Source organism: Nocardia sp. NPDC056000 (assembly GCF_042269265.1).
Taxonomy (GTDB): domain Bacteria; phylum Actinomycetota; class Actinomycetes; order Mycobacteriales; family Mycobacteriaceae; genus Nocardia.
The window spans coordinates 170,300-187,490 of record NZ_JBHJXS010000009.1 but is presented as its reverse complement, the minus strand read 5'-3'; the positions used below and the strand labels follow the sequence as shown (position 1 = coordinate 187,490).

Sequence of the window (17,191 nt, the reverse complement as noted above, 5' to 3'; positions counted from 1 at the left end):
CGGTCCAAGTCCGCGATGCTCTGATCTCCATGGCCGCAGTCTATGAACCAAGCTGCGACGCCAATTACTACGCGCTGTAGCGGAAATTGGCGTGAGGGCTTTCACACGCGCCGCATGATCCTTATCTCTCGGAATCGAAAACCCGAAGTCGGTAGTCCTAGGCTATCGAGTGTGCAGTTGCAGCAATTGTCGTATTTCCTGGCGGTGGCGCAGACCAGGCATTTCACCCGGGCGGCCGAGGTGCTGGGCGTCGCGCAGCCGTCGCTGTCCAAGCAGATCCGGGTGCTCGAACTCGAGCTGGGCGCACCGCTGTTCAGCCGTGCCAGAGGCAATATCACGCTGACCCCGGCCGGTGAGGCGCTGTTGCCGTTGGCGAATCGCATTCTGGCCGATGTGGATACCGCTCGGCTCGAGGTGCAGGAGCTCGCGGGACTGCGGCGCGGCCGGGTCCGGCTGGGAGCCACGCCGTCACTCTGCTCGGGACTGCTGGCCGATATTCTGCGCCGCTTCCACGACGCCTATCCCGGTATTCGACTCATCGTGGAGGAGAGCGGATCTCGCGACCTGGTACGGGATCTGACCAAGGGCGACCTCGATCTCGCCTTGGTGATCCTGCCGCTGGCTGAGGACACTCCGCTGGTCACCAGCCCGATCCTGCGGGACAACCTGGTGGTGGCCTCGCAGGCGGGCGATGATTCGCTGCCCGCTCGGTCTCGCATGCGAATAACGGACCTGAAAGACCGGCCGCTGGTGATGTTCCGCCAGGGCTACGACCTGCGTGAGGCCACCATCGCCGCGTGCCGCCAAGCCGGATTCGAACCGCGTTTCGCGGTCGAGGGCGGGGAGATGGACGCGGTCCTGCGGTTTGTTGAGGTGGGTCTCGGGGTGGCGGTAGTGCCCAGTACCGTGCTGGCGGGTCGGCCCGGTCTGCGCGGGACTCCATTGTCGTTGCACGACAACACAGGTGGGCAGAGCCTGCACCGAACGGTCGCGCTCGCACATCGCAAGGATGTCGTCCCCACGCACGCCGCGACCGCGTTCCGCGCGACGCTGGAAGGCTTCCTTATCGACGCGGCAGCCGAGGGCACCCTGCCGACCGGCGTCGAATCGCTGCTCTCGGCCGGTCGATTATGAAGTGCGCGAAGGGAATCGGCCCGTGCGAGGCGAGCGCTAGCCGAACAGGACCGTGCGCATGAGATAGGCGACGTGCACCTGCGCGCACGCCGGATGCGCCGATCCGAACCGGCGGCCCAGGTCGACCACGAGTGCCAGCGCGGAGTGCACGAGCAGCCGTGCCTCGGCGGCGGTGAGCTCGGGACGCGCGGCGACCAGCAGCCGAGCCCACTCTTCCACGTTGAGCCGCTGCACATTTCGCAGTAGCGTGCGCTCGGTGGGTTCGACATTGCCGATCTCCGCGTAATAGACGAAGGTCAGCTCCCGTTCCTTGAACGAGCCCGCCACGTACTGCTCGATCAGCGTGGTCAGGGCCTGTTCGGGGGAGGTGGAAGCCGCGACGGCGGGTCCGACCGCGTCCGAAACGAGTTTGGCCGCGCGGCGGAAGGCAGCGGTCAGGATATCGCCCTTGCTGCGGTAGTACCGGTACACCGCCGACGGGGCGGGCAGGCCCGACGCCTCGGCGATATCCTCGACGCTCACATTCGGGTAACCGCGTTCGTGGAACAGCTCGATTGACTTGCGCAGCAATAGATCCGGAGTGAAAAGCGTGCCCGGATCCGGCGCCAGTTCGGGCTCGGGCATCGGTACGGGTCCGGGTAGATCGCCGTGTGACACAGCCACGCACGCCGCGTGTAGTCGGCGGTTCAGGGCTTTCACCGGAAGCGTCACATGATGATCGCCGATGCTGGTGATGATGCTGTAAAGCGACTGCGAGAGAACGGCATTGGAGTCCTCGCTCAGTTCCGGGCGGAGTTCGGCCAGCAGCGCCCGCATACCCCGATCGGCGGCAGCCAGTTCCGCACCGAGTTCGCGGCGGTCCTCTGCGGTGAGATAGCGCCCCTGCCAGCGCAGCAGTGCCGCGCTGCGCCGATGGGCAATCGAGGCCGCGATGAGCGAATCGATCATCACGCGCACCCGATCATCGGGCGGCAGATCCGAATCACCGGAGGGCAGCGCGACGGCCTGCAGGCATACCGAGCTCAGGCGCAGCATCTCCTCACGGAAGAGCGCGTATTTACTCGGGTAGTGCCGGTACAGCGCCGTGGAACTGATATCGAGCTGGGAGGCGATCTCCTCCATGCTCACCCCGTGATAGCCGAGCGTGCTGAACGCCTCGGCGGAGGTGGCGGCGATCATCGCGCGCCGGTTCTTGGGCCGGCGGCGCACCGGGCGCGGCTGTCCGGAGGCGGCCGCGGCCCCATGATCTTTTCGGTTGGCACCGGCTGACATGGACGCGATGTTACGGCAGCGAACAGCGCTGTTCGGCGTTCTATCGGGAACAGACTCGATTTGAATGAAAACTCACATATGTGTAGCAAATGGCACTTGACGAACGATATTCGTCAACGCCGATTCGGAAGTCAGGGTAACTTATGCCATCGCGCGGGTGACTCCCAGAACAGCGCGATCTGCATGAGCCAGATGACCCAGCGCTGCGGGCACAGCTTCTCATCGTCGCCGTAGACGCGCCCGAAGTCGACCACCAATCCCAATGCGGCGTGCACCAGGATGTGCGCTTCGGCCGGGGAGAGTTCATCTCGCGCGGCAATCAGCAGCGCCGCCCACTGGTCCACGATCAGACGGCGCACCGTGCGCACCGGGGTGCGTTCGTCGACCGGCAGGTGTCCGGCCTCGGCGTAGTACACGTAGGCGAGTTCGCGTTCGGTGAGCGCCTCCGAGGCGTAGTAGGTGACGATCTTCGACAATGCCTCCGCGGGACAGGAGGATTCGGCGATGGTCGGGCCGATGATCGCCACCATCCGATCGGTGACGCGGTGGAACGCGGTGGTGAGCAGATCGCCCTTACTGCGAAAATAGCGATACAGCGCCGACGCCGATTGCAGATCCGCCGCCAGCACAATGTCTTCCACGCTCACGTTGGCGTAGCCGCGCTCATAGAACAGGTGAATCGCCTGCCGCAGCATGAGCTCATGCTTGAGCGGGGACGCGACCTCGGTGCCCGGGCGATCCGAGATCGATTCCGGCTCGGGTAGATCCGTCTCGACTATCGCCCAGCACAGCGAATCCAGCAGTGCGGAAATCGATTTCGCCGACAGCCCTACCCGATGGTCGCCGATGCTGCTGACCGCGCTGAACATTGCGATGACGCGCACCCCGCACTCGCGCGCCGACAGTTCCGGCCGCACACCCGCGACCAGTTCCGACAGCATCGCCGTCGCCGTGGCGAACCGGTCGTCGAGGGTGGCGCGATCGGGAGGGTCCAGGTAGCGAGCTTCCCTGCGCGCCAACGCCACCGTCGGCCGATTGGCAATGGTTCCGGCGACAATGGCCTCGAGCGCGTGCCCGAGCCGCTGCTGGGGTGTCCACTGCTGCGCCTGCGGCGGCAGGGTCACCGCCGCCACCGTCACCTCGGCCAAGCGGAACAATTCCGCGGCGAAGATCGCGTACTTGCTCGGGTAGTGCCGGTACAGCGCCGCGGACGTAATGCCCAGGCGCGCACCGATATCGGTGATGCTCACCTGGTGGTAGCCGAGCTCGGCGAACGCGGCGGCCGAGGTCGCCGCGATCTGGGCACGCCGATCCTTGGGGCGGTGACGATGCACCCGCACCTCCTCGGAAGTCATTGCCCGGCTTCACATCACGACTGCGGCGGCTGAACCAGCGGCGAGTTCAGCTTGTTGACCAGCCAGCGATCACCCGAATGCTCGAGACGCATCACCATCGACAGCTGCCCCGGCGCGGGCTTGCCCTGGGTGCCCAGGCTGGTGATGGTCTGCCCGATCACCACGATGGCCTCGGCGGAATTCTGATCGCCGGTGCGGATGGCGCACTGCACCTCATTGGCCTTGGCGACCACCTGGCCCTGCGTGAGCACATCGCGCAGATCCTTGCTGGTGTTGTCGAATTGGGTCTTCCACTCGCCGGTGGCACCGGCGAGCACCGCGTTGAAGTACGCATCCAGGTTCTTGGCGTCATAGGTGACCAGCACCGGAGCGTATTTGCACGCCGCCGCGCGGGCATCGGCCTGGGCGGCGAGCAGATCGCTGTCGTGCTGGCTGCGCTGGAAGAAGAACACACTCGACCCGATGGACGCCGCCAGCGCCACCACCGCGGCGGCCCGTAGCGCGATGCGTCCCCGGGGACCCACCGCAGGCAGGGACAGTGCGCGCAGGCGCGACTTCTTCTCGCCCACCGGCTCTTTCGCGGACTCCTCCGGATCGGAGGGCTTGGCGACCGACACGACCGCGCTCTCCTCCGATGTGGCCGATTCCGCGGGTGCCTGCGCAACGACCTCGTCGGGCCTGTCGTCCTCGGTTTCCTTGCCGCTCATAAGTTTTCTCCTATCGACCAGTGACGGGTTGGGACAGTTCGTTACCGGTCACACCGGGTGGCGCGCTCGCGCCGTTGTCGGCGACATCGGGACGCGGGGCATTGGCCGAGCCGCGTACCTGCAACGCTGGATTGTTGGTAAGGCAGTAGTTGTAAAGCCTTGTACGCGTGTCGGTTTGGGCATTGGTCGGCACCACCGGGATGGTGTCGTACTCGCACCACGGACGCGGCCACGGATCCACCAGCGTGTGATAGCTGCCGTCGTGTGCCGGAATGCCCAGGGCTTCCGAACCCGCGCGGATGGCCGGGAACAATGCCGCGATCGCGGGGGCCCGCAGTTTCGCGGCCTTGGTGATGGCCACGAAGTTGGTGACCAGGTTGGTGATGGGATCCTTTGTCTCGGAGACGAATCCGCCGATGGTGGCCAGCTGATCCGGTCCGGTTTGCAGTAGATGCCGGACCTCGGCATCGGCCGCGGTCAGCTGCTGGAACAGCGCGGTGCCCGCGGCGGTGATGGTGCCCAGGTCGGGTTGTGCGTGCGAGGTCGTCGCCCCGATGACGCTGAGATTCTCCAGCAGCTGTTTGGTCTGCGGGAGCAGATCATTGAGCCCGGACATGGCCCGGCTGATCCCGGAAACCATATTGCGCAACCGATCCGGTCCACCGGCGAGCGCCTTGTCGAGTTCGTCGACGATCACATTCAACCGGTCGGCGTTCATGCCGCCGATGAAATCGCTGAGGTTGGCCAGTACCGACTGAATCTGCACCGGTGTCTTGGTGCGGGTGCGATCCACCACCGCGCCATTGGAAAGGTAAGGGCCGGAATCGGAGTCGGGGCGGAAGTCCAGATACTGCTCACCGGCGGCGGACAGTCGGCCGACCGCGACGACACCGTCCGAGGGGATGTGCGCCGAGTCGTCGATCTCGGCGACCGCGGCCACACCGTCGCCCGCCACCTTGATCTCATCGACCCGGCCCACCCGCAGTCCGCGGAAGGTGACGTCATTGCCCGAGAGCAGCCCGCCCGAAGTGGACAGCAGCACCGTCACCTTGTAGGTGTGCGGAATCGGATTGAACCGCAGCACATTCGAGCCGATATACCCGCAGCCCAGCACCAGCACCACGATCAGTCCGACATTGGCGATAGCTATCCGGCTGCGCACCACCCATTGCCACAGGGGAGTATTCATCGCCCACCGTCCTCGGTGGCCGGGGCGGGCGCGGGTACCGGCTGCGGTGGACTCGTCAAACGACCGAACACCTTCTCCAACACCTGGACGAAACTTCCGATGAACGCCGGTACGTCACTGAGTTCGGGCAGTCGGCTGCCACTGGGATCGGTGAGCGCGCCGATGCTCAGATACGACACGGTCGCCGCGATTGCCAGTGTCGGGCCCTTGAAGCTGGCCATGAACGAGGGATACAGCTGATGCAGCCCGTCCAGCGTCGCGGTCAGATCGGTCGATTGCGCGAATCCGGACATCAACTGCTGAATGCTGTTGAACAGACTGACGAAATCCCCGCCGGTGGTATCGCTGAAATCGTGCAGTGCGGCCATGGTGGTCGAGACCTTGGTCAGCAGGTCCACGATGCGCTGGTTGTTCTCGGTGAACAGTCCGATCAGGCCGGGGAAGGTGTCGGCGGCCTGGCCGAGTTCGGCCTTGCGGCTGGCGAGTTCACCGCCGAGCGTATTCAGCCCGGTCAGCACATTGTCGATATCCCCCGTGCGCTTGTTCAACGCCTCGATGGTCGCGGTCATCTCGGTGAGCAGATGCGCCAATTGCGGTCCGCGCCCGGCGAACATGGAGTTCAACTCGGTGGTGATCTTGGCGGCCTGGTTGATGCCGCCGCCGTTGATCAGCATCGACACCGACATCATCAGCTGTTCCACCGACGCGCCCGTGGCCGTGGAGTCGGTGCCGATGGTGTCGCCCGAATGCAGCAGCGGCCCGGCGTCCTGCGCGGACGGCAGCGTCATCGCGACGAACACATCACCGAGCGGAGTGGCTTGGCGCAGTTCGACCGTGGTGCCCTTGGGCAGCTGAATGTCCTGGCGGATAAGCATTTCCACATCGGCGATGAAATTGGTCGTCTTGATTTTGGTGACGACGCCGATATCGCTGCCGCCGATCTTCACGTGCGCGTGATCGGGCAGATTGAGCGCATCGCGGAACGCCGCGTGAATGGTGTAGCCGGGCGCGCCGATTCCGGGTTTGGGCATCGGCATGTTCTGCACCGTGACCGCACAGCCGGTGCTCCCGGCCAGCGTGGCGGCGGTAATGGCCGCCGCCGCAAGGGATCTGGTTCGTCTGCTCATTTCATCTCCGTGATGCCCAGCAGGGCGGCGGTGAGCCCGAAGTCGGGGCCGAAGTCGGCGATCTTGCCGGTGCGGCAGCCGTCCATGCGCATCTGAATGCGCTCGCAGAACGTGGAGAGCGCCTCACTGTCGAGCACGATCTTGTCGAGCAGGCCGTGCAGGCGCAGCGCCTGATGTTCGCGGCTGGTGGCATTGGATAGGTTCTGGAACATGAGCGGGCCGACATCGACGATCTCGGTCAGTGAGCGGGCATTGGCTCGCATCTGCCCGGCGATATCGACGAATCGGGTCAGCGCGCCCGATAGTTGATCCTTGTTGTCCCCGACCAGGGCAGCGGTGTTGTTCAGGAAGTCATTGAGCTGGGTGAGCACCGATTGCAACCCGGGAGCCTGCTGCCCGAGCAGGTCCACCAGCTGGGTGAGCGTCCCGCTGAAACTGCGGACCGTGTCATCGTTGGACGCGATGATCTGGGTGATGTCGTTGAGCTTGACGATGGTGTTGGCGATCTGGTCCTTATTGGCCAGGGTCACCTCGAACGCCGACGACAGCGCGTCCAATGTCTCGCGCAATCTGTCGCCATTGCCATCCAGCAGCGGGAACAGCACCCGGCTGGCCATCGGCCCGGTCTCGTTATCGCCCTTGAGCGCGGCGCCGAGCTTGTCGAAGTTCTCCAGAATCCGATCGAGCTCGACCGGAACCCTGGTGCGCGGCAAGGGAATATGCGCATCGGCCGCCATGACAGGTCCGTCGCCGGTGTAGGCGGGGGTGAGCTCCACATGCCGATTGGTGATCAGCTGCGGATTCACCAGTGCGGCAAAGGCATCGGCGGGAATCTTGACCGTCGAGTCGACATTCATCACGACCTCGACGTAACTGCCACGCGGGGTGACAGATTCGACGCTGCCGATCGGAACACCCAGCACCGCGACCTCATTGCCCGCGTACAAGCCCGCGACGCTTTCGAAGTCGGCGCTGATGCGCATGCGCTTGCCCAGATACTCATTGGGAATCGCGGTCAAACTGTCCGGCAGCAGCCCACATCCGGCCGCCACGGTCGCCGCGCAGCACAGCGCGGCCAGCTTGGCGATTACTCGGCTCTTCATCACCTACACCCCTGAATGGCCTGGGCGAAGCACAACCAGTTGTCCGGGAACAGCCACGGCGCGTACACCTCGCCGTAGGGGCCATTGCCGAGCGCATTGTTGAACTGCCGCAGTGCGACCGGCATGATCTCGTAGAGCCGGTCGAGATTGTCCTTGTTCTTCTGCAGACCCTGGGACATGGTGTTCAGGTCCTGGATCAGCGGGCCGATCTGGTTGTTGTTCTCGAGGCCCATGTCCTGCAAGGTCTTGGACAGCGAGGCCACATTGTCGAGCAGTTTGCGCAGCAGATCCTGGCGCTGCTGTACCGCGGTGCCGATGGCCTGGCCCTGGGTGAGCAGCAACAGCACGCTGTTCTGATTGTCCGAGGCCAGCTGGGAGACCTTGTCCATACCCTTGAGCAGGCTGTCCACCGCATCGCGGCGATCGTTGATCACCTTGGCCAGCGCGCCGATACTGTCCAGCGCCTGCACGGCCAGCTGCGGGGAGTCACCCATCTGCTGATTCACCGTGTCCAGGGCCTGGCGCAGTTTGGCCGGGTCGATGCCCTCGATACGCTCGAACTGGTTCTTGTACTGCGGATCCTGGACCACCTTGCCGAGGTTGTACGGCACGGTGGTGCGATCGAGGTGAATGCGGTTGCCCGGCAGCCCTTTTCCATCCCCGGGTGTCAACTCGACATGCAGTCGGCCCAGGATGGTGGAGAGTTTGATACCGGCCGTGGCATCCGCGCCAAGGCGCAGATCGTTGCGCACCTTCATCTCCACCAGGACCTTGCCGTTGTCCAGGTGGACCGAACTCACCTGCCCGACATCGATTCCTGAGATATCCACCGTCGCACCGGATTTGAGACCGGCGGCCTGGGCGAACTCGGCCTCGATGGTCTTATCGCCCAGCCGCGCCTGTTTGATCGCGGTCGAGCCGACCAGCAGCAGCACCACGGTCAGCGAGGCCAGTACGCCCACGCGCAGATAGCGATTGCGCCACGCACCGAAGAGCAGTTCACGTGCGGTGGTAATCATCGGCACACCTCCGACTGGGCGGGGCCGCCGACCTGGGAGAACAGGCCCGGGGGCAGGAGCACGCCCCACAGCGAGACATCCAGGCGGCAGATGTACGCATTGGCGTACGCGCCGTAACTGGTGAAGGTGGACACCCGGTTCAGCATCGCCGGGAGCTCGACCGCCGCCTTGTCCAGCGACGCGCCATTGAGCAGCAGCAGTGCCACGCCTGCGGAGGCGTCGTTCTGCGCGCGCGCCAAACCGGGTTTGACAGCGCCGATGAGCGAGACGAGCGAGTCGGTCGCGGTGGCGACCTGATCGACCGAACTCTTGAGCGCCTCACCCTGGGCGTACAGGCCCTGCATCAGGCTGCGCGCCTGGGTGATCAGCGTTTCGAGTTCGCTGCTGCGATTGGCCAATCCGGAGATCACGCTGCTCAGGTTGGTCAGCACATCGCCGAGGATCTGATCGCGCTGGCCGAAAGTGCCCGCCAGCTGCGCGGCCTGGGTGATCAGCGCGCTCATCGAGACGGTGTTGCCCTGTAGCGCCTGAATCAGGGTGTCCGACAGCGAATTCACCTGATCCGGTTGCAGCACGCTGAACAGCGGTTCGAAGCCCGAGAGCATGGCCGAGACGTCGAAGGACGGTTCGGTGCGCTCGATGGGGATGGCGTCACCGGGGCGCATCGGCGATCCGGGGTCCTTGCCCGCGATCAGCGCGACATAGCGCTGTCCGATGAGATTCTGATAGCGCACAAGGGCTTTCGTCGTATCGGTGGGGTGCTGATCGTCCTCGATGCGGAAGTCGACGCGGGCCCGGTAATCGTCGGTGAAATCGATCTTGTCCACCCGGCCCACGCGCACCCCGGCCATGCGGATGTCATCACCGATCCGCAGACCCAGGACATCGGAGAACACGGCCGAATAACTGTGTGTGCCACCGGCGACCGAGCGCTGTAGCGTCGACCAGATGGTGTAGGTCAGCACCACCGCGATAATCGCGAACAGGCTGAACCCGATCGTTGCCCTACCCGATTTCACTGCTGGTCACCACCTTTCGCGTACGCGACGTGCCCACCGGCCAGCACCGGTCCGAGCAGCAGCACCTGCGCCATATTCGGTTCGCCGCCCACCACCGCTGCCACCGCGTCCTTGCCGCGCAGTGCGGCCGGAGCGACGGTGCCGTCACCGGATGGGGTCGTCGACGCCGGTGCGGTGAGACCCGGAATCTGTGGCAGGCCGGGAATCTGGAGCGGCGGCAGCCCAGGAACACTGATCTGTCCCGGCGTCTGAGGTTGCGGTGCGGGTCCGGCCGAGTTGAGATGCTGGGGCAGCAGCTGGGACGGATAGTCCTGTGCCGGAGCGGAATCCGCGACGGTCGGGGTTCCGCAGCGCGGGCCGTACAGGTTCCCGTAGTGCGGGCAGTCCTTGGCCACGTACTGCTGGAACGGGGTCAGGCTCACATCCATCGTCCACACCATCTGCTTGTGCGGGCCGAAGCTGAAGGTCGGCTGTAGCCGTTGCAGCGCGGTATTGAGGTTGGAGATCGCGTACGGGATGGCCTGCGGATCCTGGGCGAGGCTGCCGAACAGCTCGTTCAGTCCCGATACCAGGACCTTGCCCGAATCCGGGCTGGCCGCGAACAATTCGTTCACCGAATCGATGGCGGTGCCACCGTTGGTCAGCAGGGCGACCAGCGACGCGCGCTGTTCGGTGAGGGTTTTGGCGGTCGTCACCGTTTGCGAGAGCACTTGCACCAATTGCGGTGCGGACTGGCTCACCGCGGTGGCGGCGCGACCGAGATTGCCCAGCAGATCGCCCATTTCGGGGAGACCGCGCACCTGGGTCATCCAATTGTCGAGCCGCTCGATGGTGGATCCGGGCACGCGGGCGCTGGGATCCAGGGCCGCGGCCAGGGTGGCGAGCACCCGGCCCAGTTTCTCGGGCTGGATATTGGACAGCACCGTGCGCAGCACATTCAGGGTGCTCTGGAGCTGCACGGTGGCCGCGCTGGTGTCCTCGGCGATCGTCGCGCCCGCACGCAGGGTCTGCGTGGTGGGTGTGGTGTCGACCAGCTCGATGGCGGTGACGCCGAAGATATTGTTCGGGATCACGCGTGCGGTCACCGTCGCCGGAATCGTCTGGGCGATACCGGGTTTGAGCCACAGCGAGGCGCGCTGGCTCGCACCTTTGGACACGATGTCGACGGTGTCGACCCGGCCCACGACCATGCCTCGGAACTTGACGTCGGCATTGGTGGGCAGGCCGTCGCCGGTGCTGGTCAAGGTCGCCACCACGGGCACCTTGTCCTCGAACCGGCCGTTGTAGCGCAGCGCGAGCAGGTAGAGCAGTACCGCGATGGCGGTGAGCAGGATCAGGCCGTAGAGGGAGAGTTGGCGGGCGGTGGGACCGCGACCGCTGGGGTCGAGCAGCATATCGAATCACCTACCCCGAGATCCGGAATCCGGGGTCGATGCCCCAGATCGCAAGTGTCAGCAGCAGATTCACCGACACCATGACAACGATGACCATCTTGATCGCGCGCCCGGCCGCGACCCCGACGCCTTCGGGGCCGCCGGTCGCGGTGTAGCCGTAGTAGCACTGGATGAAGGTCGAAATCAGCACGAAGACAACGACTTTGAACAGCGACCAGAACACGTCCGGGCCGAGCAGGAATTGAAAGAAGTAGTGGTCGTAGGTGCCCGCGGTGGTGCCGCCCAGAAACAGCACCGACAGCTTGGTGGCCAGATACGCCACTGCGAGGCCGACGCTGTAGAGCGGGATGATGGTCAGCGTCGCCGCGATCATCCGGGTGGTCACCAGGTACGGAAGTGGCCGGATGGCAATGGATTCCAGCGCGTCGATCTCCTCGGAGATCCGCATGGCGCCGAGTTGCGCGGTGAACCGGCATCCGGCCTGAATGGCGACCGCCAGCGTCGCGATGACCGGCGCGAGTTCGCGGGTGGTGGCGAAGCCGGAGATCGCACCGGTCAGCGGGCTCATGGTAAGCAGATTCAACGCGGTGAAGGACTCCATACCGACTGTGACACCGGCGAATCCGCACAGCATGATCACCACGCCGATGGTGCCGCCGCCGACCACGAGCGAACCGTTGCCCCAGCCGACATCGGCGGTCAGGCGCAGCACTTCCTTGCGATAGTGCTTGAGCACGAACGGAACCGCGATGAACGCCTGAAAGAACGTGTACGCCTGATGGCCCAGCCGCTGATTGGCCTGCACCGGCGCGGTGACGGCGTTGCCCAGCACGCGGACCGGTCTGAGCGCCGGGGGAGTGTAGCTGCTGCCCACCTCAGATCACCTTCGTCGGGAAGAGGGTGTTGTACAGCTGGGTGAGAATCACGTTGGTGGCGAACGTCATCAGCGCCGCGGTGACCACCGCCGAGTTGACCGCATTGGCCACGCCGCCCGGACCGCCCTTGGCGTGCAGGCCGATATCGCAGGCGATCACCGAGGTGAGCAAACCGAAGACGGCCGCTTTGACCAGCGCGATCACCAGATCGTTGGCGACGGCGAAGGATGCGAACGAGGCGATGAACGAACCCGGCGTACCGGATTGGGCGTAGACGTTGAACAGGTACGCGGTGGCGAAACCCACGAACACGATGAACCCGCACAGCAGCATGCTCACCAGCACCGCCGCGGCCAAGCGGGGCGCGACCAGCCGTCGCACCGGGTCCACGCCCATGACCATCATGGCGTCGATCTCCTCGCGAATGGTGCGCGAACCCAGATCGGCGGCAATGGCCGAGCCGACCGCACCGGCCATCATGAGCGAGGTGACCAACGGCGCACCCTGGCGAATGATGCCCAGCCCGGCCACCGCACCGATGAACGTGGTCGCACCGACCTGATTCACCAACGCGCCCAATTGAATTGAGACCACGACCGCGATCGGCACCGCGACCAGCACGGTCGGAATCGCCGAAACGCTCGTCATGAACGAGCACTGCTTGATGAATTCGCGATACGGGAAGCGCCGCCGGAAAATCGATATGAGCAACTGCGCCAACGCATCTCGGCCCAGGCTCACCTGCCGGCCGAGGGTCTCCAGCGACTGCTGGGGGTGGCGGCGCCACAGCTCGGTGGCGCTGGCACTGAATTTCTCCAGTTCGCCCGGTTCCGGAGCGCGCTCGCGCGCCGGCGCTCTTTCCGAAGTGGCAGTCACGGGTCGCCGATCCTTTCTAGCCGCTCACCGCCGCCGGAATATGGGATCGATTCCCCAGCGCTGGGGCGGAGCGTGTGAAGTGTTGCACACCACAGTGGTGTGGGACAAGAATTATGTAACTGAGCATTCTCGTCGTGTTGCCTGACTGCTACCGCGTCTGACAACGGGAGCAGGTCAGCACAAGTAATTGTTCATTCGTCCGATGAAATCGGAGGATCAGGCCGTGCCCGACAGTTGCCGCTCGAGCATTACCAGGCCGAAGCCGAGAACCGCGACGCCTGCGGCGACGGTGCTCAGCACCGCGAGCCAGAGGCCGAAGCGGAGTACGGGATTGACTTTCATGCGCCCACCGAGGATCTTGACGCCGATCACCAGGATGTCGATGAGCCAGACCAGAATCATCATCTACGTCATGCACACATTCGAGAAGGTGAGCACCGGCCAGCACACGATCGAACCCAGGAATGAGACGATCACGTCGATTCCGTGCATCTGCTTGAGATGTGAAGTGTGCGTGAGGGTCCAGATGAGACCCACCAGCCCGTAGGGGATTCCGAGAATGATGAGCGTGCCGAGAAACTCCGACACCTTCATCTCATAACTGAGTAGCCGATCCAGCCGCTTGAGCATCCGGATAATCCTTTCGCATACCTGCCCGTCGGCACGTGCGCGCTGGTCCTCTCGGCCGGCTGCGTCGTTGCCTCCCACACGCTCAACGCGGCATTGCGAAGAGCTGGCGCAGCGTATGTTACTCACAATTCACGCCGATGGAAGAACCTTTCGAGACAACATGCGGGAAGTTTTACCAGCAAGCCCGCCAGGCGCACCGCCGGTTGACGTCGGGTTGCGACGGCTCTAAGTTATGTTCCATTCACATCGAAGCAACTGGGAGGGGCGGATGTGAGCGGACAATGGCGTGCCGGTGACCTACTGCGTCGGCCGCTGGGCGATCGATGCTTCCTACTGCTGCTGCCCCGAGCGGTCGGCCTGCAGATTCTGCATCCTGCCATCGCCGCGGCGCTACAGGAACACGCACCGAATCGCCTGTGGTCGCACAAGAAACGCGCGATCACCCAGATGATCTACATGGCGTGCGAGGACCGGGATATGCGCTCGGTGATCCGCAACGCACACGAGCACGTCACCGGATACGACGAGTACGGCGACCGCTATCACGCGCTGCGCCCCGAGATCTTCCTGTTCCAGTACGCGACCTACGTCGACGCACTGATGACCGCGAGCGCGACATTCGGTCCCCGGCTCTCCGAAGACGCACGCGCACAACTGTATTCGGAATGCTGCGACTGGTACCGCTCGCACGGCATCAGCGATCGCCGACTCCCGGCCACCTGGGGCGAGTTCACCGACTACTTCGACACCGCCTGCGCCTCGGAACTGCACTTGGGAACCGCGGGGGCCGCCCTTGCCGAACAAGCACTGCACCCGGATACCTGGATCGTCCGATCACTTCCGCGAGCGGCGGTACGCGCCATGCAACACGACCGGGCGAAGGAGTTGCTCGGTATCGAACCCGCGTCCGCCGACCGGCTCGCACTGCGCACTCTGGCCGGGGTGACCCGCGTCGGCTTCGCCGTCTCGCCGCCCTGGATCCGCCGGGTTCCGCAAGCCAGACCGTGAAGACGCCCGAGATCGACAAGACCCGAAGGAGTGTCGAATGAACGAGTGGACAGGAGCCACCTGGATATTGACGATGAGTGCGGTGCGACCGCGCGCATCGACGGCGTGAACGCCATGTTCACCGTGGAATTGGAGCGCACGATCACCGCGCCGATCGGTGAGGTGTTCGACTGGCTTACCGATATCACCAACTATTCGGTGGTCTTGATTGTGCGGCGGGTCAACCTGATTCGGCCCGGGGATGTGCATTCGGCCGGAGCCGGAGCCGGAGCCGTACGTGAGGTGCGGACCCGGCTGCTCACGCTCACCGAACGGATCATCGAATACCGCAGGCCGACACTGCTGCGCTACCGGATCATTCGATCGCGCCCGCGTCTGCGGCATGAGGACGGCTATCTGGCTTTCGACCAGACGCCCGCGGGCACTCGCGTGCGGTGGCATACGCGATTCGAGGTCGCCAGCCCGCTGGGCTCCGGGCCACTGACCGCCGCAATGGGTTTGGTGATCGCCACCGGGTTCCACATTGTGCTGCGCACCGCGGCCGACGAACTCGGTCGCCTGCCCGCGCACCCCGGTCCAGACCATGACCAATACCGGCAAAGGAGCAGGCCCGCACCATGGGATCCCTCGTAGTGACCAGGGTGGTGCCCGCCACCCCTCAGGCGTTGTTCGACACCATCATCGAGCCCGCGAGCTGGGATCACTGGTTCAGCATCCATCGCGAATTCGTTCACGAACCGCCCGCGCGACTGAGTGAAGGGTCCACCCTGCGATCGAAGGTCGTCATTCTCGGTATGGACAATGAATTCGAGTGGACGGTCGAGGTGCTCGACGCCCCACATCGAATCGTGTTGCAGGGCAGTGGAAGTTCGGGGTTCCGGAGCGAATTCACCTACTGGCTGCAGCCGTGCGACACGGGCACCCGGTTGACGATCGGCGGGGTCTTCACCAGCCCGTACATCACGACGGCACTCTCGCGCACGCTCGAACGGCACGGACAGTTGGAGTTGGTGCGCACGCTCGAACAATTGGCCGCGCTGGTGGGGCCCGAGCGCGTTCAGTGCGGCGAAAGTCGTTCGTACGAAGCGTGATCGCGGGCCATGGCGAACCCTCGGTCGGCCTCTGCGATCATGGGCGCGTGTCGATGTGGTTGACGTTGGTCAAGGTGGATCCGAGTGTGCTGGGACGGGCGCTCGAGAGCCCTGATGTGCTGCAATCACTGGTCGAGGACGCCGATTCCGACGAGGATATCGACGGATTTCGCCCGGACGCGGACCGCCATGACGAGGACCTGGACAGTCTCATTCACATCGCCGAAGGCCGTGCGGAGGTGGAGGAGGGCCTCGCCGATTGGGTAGTGGCGTACCGCTATCTGGCCAAGGCCACCGGCTTCGATCCGGACAGCGCGCTCGATGCCGATGATCATCTGTTCGTCTTGAACCCCGCCGACGTGCGGGAGGTGACCGCGGGACTGACGACCGAAGGCTGGACTCGGTTTCTGGATCTCGGCCCGTTCTTCGTAGCCGCGGCACGCGAGGGGAAGTCCGTGCTCGGCTCGGTCAGTTGAGGGACCGGCTGGCATGATCGCCGAGTGAACCTACGATTCGGTATTCAGTTGGCGCCCACCGCGACCGAGCTGCCGCAACTGCGCGCGATGGCCAAGGTGGCTGACCGGGAAGGCCTCGATCTGCTCGGCATCCAGGACCACCCGTACTCCGGTGGACTGGCCGACACCTTCGCGGTGATCGCGACGATACTCGCGGAAACCGAACGGCTGCGGGTCTTTCCGGACGTGGCAAGCCTGCCGTTGCGCGGCCCCGCGATGCTAGGCAAGCAGGCCGCGACCCTGGATCTGCTCAGCGGCGGCCGCTTCGAACTCGCCCTGGGCGCGGGTGCGTTCTGGCCCGCGATCAGCGCCATGGGCGGCCCAACTCGCTCCAATCCCGAAGCGCTGCAAGCCCTCGAGGAAGCGACGGAGATCATCCGCGCCATGTGGCAGCCGGGTGCCAAGGCGAAAGTGGACGGCACCCTCTACCGTGTGCACGGCGTCCAATCCGGCCCCGCCCCCGCCCACCCTGTCGGAATCTGGTTCGGCAGCGTCGGTCCCAAGGCCAATGCCCTCACCGGCCGCATCGCCGACGGCTGGGCCGCCCCCATCCCGCACTACCTGCCCTACGAGAAATGGCGAGCCACACAGGACATCATCTCGTCCGCGGCAACCGATGCCGGCCGCAACCCCGCCGACATCACCCGCATGGCCCAACTGGTCGGAACGATCACCGATACTCCCGGTCCGGTCACCCTGCGCGGTGAGGCCCCCATCCGCACCGACGCCGCGGGCTGGGCCCGCATCTTGGCGGACCTGGCTACCGACACCGGCTTCGACACCTTCGTCTACTGGCCCGAATCCGCCGAGGACACCCAACTCCGCCGCTGGATCGGCGACGTCACCCCCGCCACCCGGGCCCTTCTCTGAACTCCTT

19 protein-coding genes are annotated in these 17,191 nt (G+C 64.8%); 6 read left to right on the top strand and 13 right to left on the bottom strand.

Features of this window, described 5'->3' with window-relative positions; translation table 11 throughout:
• The first annotated feature begins 171 nt into the window (after window positions 1-171).
• Entirely contained in the window at window positions 172-1,134 is a 963-nt protein-coding gene (locus ACFC4D_RS26160) for a LysR family transcriptional regulator (RefSeq protein WP_376067328.1), read from the top strand.
• Between the two features lie 36 nt (window positions 1,135-1,170).
• On the opposite strand, the gene ACFC4D_RS26155 is transcribed toward ACFC4D_RS26160, so the two are convergent.
• The 13 genes from ACFC4D_RS26155 to ACFC4D_RS26095 form a co-directional block, all read right to left on the bottom strand.
• Window positions 1,171-2,406 carry a TetR/AcrR family transcriptional regulator gene (locus ACFC4D_RS26155; protein ID WP_376067325.1) on the bottom strand — a complete coding sequence of 412 codons (1,236 nt, stop codon included), beginning with the start codon at window positions 2,404-2,406 and terminating at the stop codon, window positions 1,171-1,173.
• A gap of 131 nt (window positions 2,407-2,537) precedes the next feature.
• Window positions 2,538-3,761, bottom strand: a complete 1,224-nt coding sequence (locus ACFC4D_RS26150; RefSeq protein ID WP_376067322.1) for a TetR/AcrR family transcriptional regulator — start codon at window positions 3,759-3,761, stop codon at window positions 2,538-2,540.
• 14 nt (window positions 3,762-3,775) lie between these two features.
• Window positions 3,776-4,468, bottom strand: coding sequence for a hypothetical protein (locus tag ACFC4D_RS26145; RefSeq protein WP_376067320.1), 693 nt, complete (start codon window positions 4,466-4,468; stop codon window positions 3,776-3,778).
• Window positions 4,469-4,478: 10 nt separating this feature from the next.
• The gene (locus tag ACFC4D_RS26140) at window positions 4,479-5,657 is read right to left on the bottom strand and encodes an MCE family protein (RefSeq protein WP_376067318.1); all 1,179 of its coding nucleotides are present in this window, start codon (window positions 5,655-5,657) and stop codon (window positions 4,479-4,481) included.
• A complete protein-coding gene (locus tag ACFC4D_RS26135) occupies window positions 5,654-6,784 on the bottom strand; it encodes an MCE family protein (RefSeq protein ID WP_376067316.1) in 1,131 nt (376 codons plus the stop codon). The genes ACFC4D_RS26140 and ACFC4D_RS26135 overlap by 4 nt, the downstream gene beginning before the upstream one ends.
• Window positions 6,781-7,887: an MCE family protein gene (locus tag ACFC4D_RS26130; protein WP_376067314.1), complete on the bottom strand. Its 1,107-nt coding sequence runs from the start codon at window positions 7,885-7,887 to the stop codon at window positions 6,781-6,783. Before ACFC4D_RS26130 ends, ACFC4D_RS26135 begins: the two co-directional genes overlap by 4 nt.
• Window positions 7,887-8,906 carry an MCE family protein gene (locus ACFC4D_RS26125; RefSeq protein ID WP_376067312.1) on the bottom strand — a complete coding sequence of 340 codons (1,020 nt, stop codon included), beginning with the start codon at window positions 8,904-8,906 and terminating at the stop codon, window positions 7,887-7,889. The genes ACFC4D_RS26130 and ACFC4D_RS26125 overlap by 1 nt, the downstream gene beginning before the upstream one ends.
• On the bottom strand, window positions 8,903-9,925 hold the full coding sequence (locus tag ACFC4D_RS26120) for an MCE family protein (protein WP_375957736.1): 1,023 nt from the start codon (window positions 9,923-9,925) through the stop codon (window positions 8,903-8,905). Before ACFC4D_RS26120 ends, ACFC4D_RS26125 begins: the two co-directional genes overlap by 4 nt.
• On the bottom strand, window positions 9,922-11,319 hold the full coding sequence (locus tag ACFC4D_RS26115) for an MlaD family protein (protein WP_376067309.1): 1,398 nt from the start codon (window positions 11,317-11,319) through the stop codon (window positions 9,922-9,924). The genes ACFC4D_RS26120 and ACFC4D_RS26115 overlap by 4 nt, the downstream gene beginning before the upstream one ends.
• 10 nt (window positions 11,320-11,329) lie before the next feature.
• Window positions 11,330-12,193, bottom strand: coding sequence for an ABC transporter permease (locus ACFC4D_RS26110; RefSeq protein ID WP_376067308.1), 864 nt, complete (start codon window positions 12,191-12,193; stop codon window positions 11,330-11,332).
• Window position 12,194: 1 nt separating this feature from the next.
• Window positions 12,195-13,013, bottom strand: a complete 819-nt coding sequence (locus tag ACFC4D_RS26105) for an MlaE family ABC transporter permease (protein WP_375960720.1) — start codon at window positions 13,011-13,013, stop codon at window positions 12,195-12,197.
• A 273-nt stretch (window positions 13,014-13,286) separates the two neighbouring features.
• Window positions 13,287-13,475, bottom strand: a complete 189-nt coding sequence (locus tag ACFC4D_RS26100; RefSeq protein WP_376067307.1) for a hypothetical protein — start codon at window positions 13,473-13,475, stop codon at window positions 13,287-13,289.
• A complete protein-coding gene (locus tag ACFC4D_RS26095; RefSeq protein ID WP_364648245.1) occupies window positions 13,476-13,700 on the bottom strand; it encodes a hypothetical protein in 225 nt (74 codons plus the stop codon).
• Between the two features lie 270 nt (window positions 13,701-13,970).
• Between ACFC4D_RS26095 and ACFC4D_RS26090 the strand changes: the two genes are divergently transcribed.
• Genes ACFC4D_RS26090 through ACFC4D_RS26070 form a run of 5 tightly spaced genes read left to right on the top strand, consistent with a single transcriptional unit; the run spans window position 13,971 to window position 17,184 of the window.
• Window positions 13,971-14,708: an oxygenase MpaB family protein gene (locus ACFC4D_RS26090; protein ID WP_376067304.1), complete on the top strand. Its 738-nt coding sequence runs from the start codon at window positions 13,971-13,973 to the stop codon at window positions 14,706-14,708.
• A gap of 45 nt (window positions 14,709-14,753) precedes the next feature.
• Window positions 14,754-15,341 (top strand): SRPBCC family protein, encoded by a 588-nt coding sequence (locus tag ACFC4D_RS26085; protein WP_376067302.1) that lies wholly within the window; start codon window positions 14,754-14,756, stop codon window positions 15,339-15,341.
• Window positions 15,326-15,799, top strand: coding sequence for an SRPBCC domain-containing protein (locus ACFC4D_RS26080; RefSeq protein WP_376067300.1), 474 nt, complete (start codon window positions 15,326-15,328; stop codon window positions 15,797-15,799). The genes ACFC4D_RS26085 and ACFC4D_RS26080 overlap by 16 nt, the downstream gene beginning before the upstream one ends.
• Window positions 15,800-15,846: 47 nt before the next feature.
• A complete protein-coding gene (locus tag ACFC4D_RS26075; protein WP_376067298.1) occupies window positions 15,847-16,275 on the top strand; it encodes a hypothetical protein in 429 nt (142 codons plus the stop codon).
• A gap of 24 nt (window positions 16,276-16,299) precedes the next feature.
• Window positions 16,300-17,184 carry an LLM class flavin-dependent oxidoreductase gene (locus ACFC4D_RS26070; RefSeq protein ID WP_376067296.1) on the top strand — a complete coding sequence of 295 codons (885 nt, stop codon included), beginning with the start codon at window positions 16,300-16,302 and terminating at the stop codon, window positions 17,182-17,184.
• Window positions 17,185-17,191: the final 7 nt, after the last annotated feature.